The 4,495-nt window shown below is 67.7% G+C and carries 7 protein-coding genes; 6 read left to right on the top strand and 1 reads right to left on the bottom strand.

Translation table 11 applies throughout. From position 1 onward, the window contains the following. The 3 genes from ACFTZB_RS43385 to ACFTZB_RS43375 form a co-directional block, all read left to right on the top strand. Positions 1 to 757 (top strand): PDR/VanB family oxidoreductase (locus ACFTZB_RS43385; protein ID WP_378441840.1); only part of this gene is annotated, 757 nt, incomplete at its 5' end. Next, positions 754 to 1,743: a DUF3445 domain-containing protein gene (locus ACFTZB_RS43380; RefSeq protein WP_378441838.1), complete on the top strand. Its 990-nt coding sequence runs from the start codon at positions 754 to 756 to the stop codon at positions 1,741 to 1,743. The genes ACFTZB_RS43385 and ACFTZB_RS43380, both read left to right, overlap by 4 nt. Next, positions 1,740 to 2,315, top strand: a complete 576-nt coding sequence (locus ACFTZB_RS43375; RefSeq protein ID WP_378441836.1) for a TetR/AcrR family transcriptional regulator — start codon at positions 1,740 to 1,742, stop codon at positions 2,313 to 2,315. The genes ACFTZB_RS43380 and ACFTZB_RS43375 overlap by 4 nt, the downstream gene beginning before the upstream one ends. Positions 2,316 to 2,404: 89 nt before the next feature. On the opposite strand, the gene ACFTZB_RS43370 is transcribed toward ACFTZB_RS43375, so the two are convergent. Beyond that, positions 2,405 to 2,566, bottom strand: coding sequence for a hypothetical protein (locus tag ACFTZB_RS43370; protein ID WP_378441834.1), 162 nt, complete (start codon positions 2,564 to 2,566; stop codon positions 2,405 to 2,407). 18 nt (positions 2,567 to 2,584) lie between these two features. Here ACFTZB_RS43370 and ACFTZB_RS43365 point away from each other — a divergent pair, with 18 nt between their 5' ends. The 3 genes from ACFTZB_RS43365 to ACFTZB_RS43355 form a co-directional block, all read left to right on the top strand. Continuing rightward, the gene (locus ACFTZB_RS43365; protein ID WP_378441832.1) at positions 2,585 to 3,094 is read left to right on the top strand and encodes a hypothetical protein; all 510 of its coding nucleotides are present in this window, start codon (positions 2,585 to 2,587) and stop codon (positions 3,092 to 3,094) included. A gap of 172 nt (positions 3,095 to 3,266) precedes the next feature. Next, positions 3,267 to 3,863, top strand: a complete 597-nt coding sequence (locus tag ACFTZB_RS43360) for a hypothetical protein (protein WP_378441830.1) — start codon at positions 3,267 to 3,269, stop codon at positions 3,861 to 3,863. A 4-nt stretch (positions 3,864 to 3,867) separates the two neighbouring features. Continuing rightward, on the top strand, positions 3,868 to 4,495 hold a 628-nt coding region (locus ACFTZB_RS43355; protein ID WP_378441828.1), incomplete at its 3' end, for an RES family NAD+ phosphorylase.

Genomic DNA, 4,495 nt, shown 5'->3' with positions numbered 1-4,495 from the left:
GGACCACTACGCGATCTCGGTCGGGCTCGACGAGAACGGCCACGGCGGTTCGCGCTGGGTCCACGAGCTCCAGCCGGGGCAGACCGTCCGGGTGAGCCGCCCGCGCAGCGCATTCGCGCCGATCCTCAACGCCCGGCACCACATCCTGGTCGCGGGCGGGATCGGCGTCACCCCCATCCTGTCGCACGTGCGGGCCGCCCTCGAATGGGGTCGGTCGTTCGAGGTGATCTACTCCTTCCGCGACCGTCAGGGGGCGCACGCCGACGAACTGGCGGCGCTGTGCGGCGACCGGCTCGTCACGGTGTCCACCCCCGGGGAACTCGCGGACCGCCTCGTCCCGACACTGGCCGATCAACCACTCGGCACCCACGTCTACACCTGCGGACCCGCGCCGATGATCGCCGCGGTCGCCGAGTGGGCCCGCGACTGCGGCTGGCCGCCCGGCCGGGTGCACTCGGAGGCATTCGGCGCGGGCCCGCTGCCCGAAGGAAACCCGTTCGCCGCCAAACTCGGACGCACCGGGATGATCGTCCCCGTCCCCTCGGGCACCAGCCTTCTCGAAGCCCTGCTGGACAAGGGAATCACCGTCCCGAACCTGTGCCGCCAGGGAGTGTGCGGCGAATGCCGGCTGTCGGTCCGCGGCGGCGAGGTCGAGCACCGCGACCTGTACCTCACCGACGAGGAGAAGGCGTCCGGAGATTCGATCATGCCGTGCGTGTCACGGGCCGTAGGAGACCGATTGGAGCTGGAACTGTGACCGCGACCGACTCGCGTACCGCGCGTTTCCCCTTCCCCTTTCCCCGCGACCAGTACCGCTACAGCACCAACGTCGAGCCCGCCGGGAACCCCACCGACACCGTCGCCGGCAGCTGGGGTGACACCCGCATCGCCATCGACGACCACTACCACCGCGAACTCGCCGAGCGCGAACGCATCCTCACCGCAGACCCGTCGCGGCACCAGTGCCTGCCGCACATGGTCCCCGCCGCCTGGGACGCCATGCTCACCCTGATGCGTACCCTCGCCACCGAATACCCCGACACCATGACCCTCGAACGTCGCGGGGACACCTGGTTCTGGCGGAACGACCTCCTCGGGATCGCGCACAGCTTCGTGTTCGGCGACCTCACCACGCTGCCGGCGCCGCCGCTGCTGTACATCTGCGGCCAGATCCAGGAAGACGTCGTGCTCCTCGATCAGCGCGACGGCGCATTGTGGGGCGACGCCGGACTGGTGACGTTCGCCGCGGACTGGTCCTTCGGATTCGACGTCGGGATGAGCTTCCTCGAGATCCACGGCCCCGTCCCCCGTATCCACACCGAGAAGATCATCACCCGCGCCCACAACTTCCTGATGCGGCTCGAACCCGGCCAGAGCTACCGGCGCACCAACTGGACGCTGACCGTCGACGGCACACTCGACACGTCCACCGAGACCTATCCGGAGTGGGGGAAGGACCGTCGCACCCTCGCCGACGGACCGCTCGACGAGGTCGGCGACCGACTGTTCCTCAGAACCGAAGTGCAGCACCTGATCCGGCTCGCCCACTCCGGCGCTGTCATGTTCCTGATCCGCACCTACCTGCTTCCGCTCCGCGACGTCGCGTCCGTCCCCGAGTGGGGTGCACGACTGTACAAGGTCCTCGAGGACCTTCCGGTGGACATGGCCGAATACAAGGGCATCAGCCGCACCCGGGAGCCCGGCATGAGATGGCTCGCCGTCCACGGGGATGTGGAACTGTGACGCTGGCTGACGGGCGGCGGCGGGCAGCCCCCTGCAGCGACCAGGTGGCTCTCGATCTCGTCCTCGCGACAGTCTCCGTGATCGCCCGCGACGGTCTGCGCGGGTTGACGGTCCGGGCCGCCGCCGCGGAGGCGGGCGTCACGGACGCGGAAGTCCGGCAGCGTTTCGCGTCGACGGATGCCCTCGTCGACGCCGCACTCCGGTACGCGCTGGACAAGAGCGCGAGCGTCTTCGCCGACATCGCCGACGGGTCGTCACTCGACCGTTTCGTCGAGCACCTCACGGACCTCGTCGCCCGCGATCCCGACCTGCAGGTCTTCCAGTACGAACTGATGCTCGAATCGAGACGGACACCCCGCCTCGACCCACACGTGAAGCTGCTCTACGCCACGTACATCGAGGCGACGTCCCAGGCCCTGACCCGCCTGGGCATCATCGCCGACGAAGATCTGACCCTGCTGGTGTACTCGGCGATCGAGGGCTTCATCATGCACCAGCTGGTCGCGAAGGATCGTCCCGCGACCGAACGCGCCATCGAGCGCCTGCGCCGGATTCTCTCGACCGCGCGGTGACCCCCAGGTGAGTGGCAAAGTGTCCCCCGGCACGCTTTGGCGCTCACCTGGGGAGGATCTGGGCGAGAACCCCGTCCGTCATAGTTCCGTCATCGTCCGTTGTTGGCGACCGCGAAGCGGAACAGTGCCAGGCCGCGCGCCTGCATGATGTCGTGCCATCGTGAGAGCACCTCTATCCGCAGATCCGGGCCGCGCCGTTGCGTGCGGGCCCAGTCGACGAGTTCGACGATCTGATCGAGCAGGCCGGCCACGAGGATCTGATCTCGGCCATGGTCGTCTCGCTCGCCGGTGGACTGTTCATAACCAAGACCGGCCGATACAAGGCGATCCCGATCGTCGGCGCCGCCATGCTGGTGGTGGGACTGTGGCTGTTCTCCACCATGGACGCGAAAACCTTGATCGCGCAGAACAGTGTGCCGATCCGAGACATGGGCACCGCGACCGGCACCGCCACCTTAGCCCGCAACATGGGCGGGTCGGTCGGAGTCGCCCTGCTCGGCGCGATCTACGCCAGCCAACTCACGTCGTCGCTGGGCGACACCGGCGGGCAGGGAGCCCCCAGCGCCACCGGGATGTCCCCGGCAGCGTTGCACCAACTTCCCGAGGCCGTGCAGGTCGTTCAAACAAGCCGTTGTCAACGGCACCCACGCGATCTTCCTGTGGGGGCCGTCATCGCCGCCGCCGCGTTCGTCCTCGCCTGGCTCATCACGGAAGTGACACTCCGGGAGACCCCCACCCCGGACGACGTGGCCGAGCTGGCCGACAGCATCGGACACTGACCGCCGGCCGTCCAAATCTTCCCTGCAGCGACTGAAGTCATGCCTCTCGAGTCGGGTACCGACGAGCAACGGATTGCCGTCGCGGCCCGCAGGATGGAGCGGATCCCGATGGATGCGACAGAAGCGACAAGCACGTATGCTGTTACTACCGTCGCATCGGAGGAGGCGAGCAATGAGCATCGACCATGACCTCGGCGCGGAACTCCGTGCCCTGCCCGATGGCGAGTTCTTCGCCCTCCTCGCCCGAGAAGTCGCCAACCGCGAGTCGATGAGCTCGGTGCGCAACGCTCTCCTCTCGCTTGTCGCCTCCGGCCCCACCCTCAGCGCCTCCATCGCCTCGGCGGTGCCCACGCACGCACTGACGGAGTCGATCGCGCGGGCCCGAATCGAGACCACGGCACGACAGGCGATTTTCGAGCATCCACATCTCGAAGCGAACGATGTCGCCGATGTCCTGCGCTCTCGCGACAGCAACCGACGCAGCCCAGCCAGCCGGTTGCGCGAACGGGGCGACATTGTCGGATACGAGATCGGCGGGCGCTATCTCTACCCCAGCTTCCAATTCGACGCAGCGACCGCGAAGGTTCGGCCTGTCGTCGCGGAGATCAACCAGCTCCTGAACGCCAAGCACGACCCCTGGGGAGTGAGTTCCTGGTGGATCAGCCCATCCGGGTGGCTCCCGGACGGGCAATCGCCCGCCGACCTCGCTGCGGAGGGCGGGCAGGACGATCGGATCCGCGCCATCGCCCACGACCTGCTGGCGGACTGAACCGGTGCCCGCGGCACCACCGCCACCCGATCTGACCGGTAGACCCGCCCTGGTGCCACTACCCGCGGGAACCGAACTGTGGCGAATCCACCACGAAGATTACGCGGCCAATGCCGTGAACCCGACCCCTCAGCCGACCATACCCGGCGGTGCCCGATTCGACAGCCTCACTGGTGATTACGCCTATACCTACCTCGGCGATTCACCCGAGGCAGCCGTCGCCGAGACCCTGTGCCGGGACCTGGCCGTGACAGCCCGCCCCCGATTGGTGCCGCGCGCCCGAATCTCAGGGCGAGTCCTGAGCCGACTTACCGTCGTCACCGAGATGACCGTAATCGCCTTGCACGGATCACACCTGTCGGCGGTCGGACAGGACACCTGGCTCACCAAATCCGACCCCTCCGACTACGTGCTCACCCGAACCTGGGCGCGTGCACTGTTCGCGGCGGCGCCGTCGGCCGACGGACTGGTATACCGCTGCAGGCACAACGAGGACAAGTTCGCCTGGATGCTCGCCACCGATCCCACCCGCACCATCCATCCCGCTCTCACCGTCAACAGCGATGATTCCGTGCCACTCCCGAGCACGATCGGCCTGGTGCTCGTCGAACGGATGCTCGCGCACTACAACG

Origin of the sequence: Rhodococcus sp. NPDC057014, assembly GCF_042673295.1 — a bacterium.
Taxonomy (GTDB): domain Bacteria; phylum Actinomycetota; class Actinomycetes; order Mycobacteriales; family Mycobacteriaceae; genus Rhodococcus_F.
This window is presented reverse-complemented; position numbering and strand designations above follow the sequence as displayed.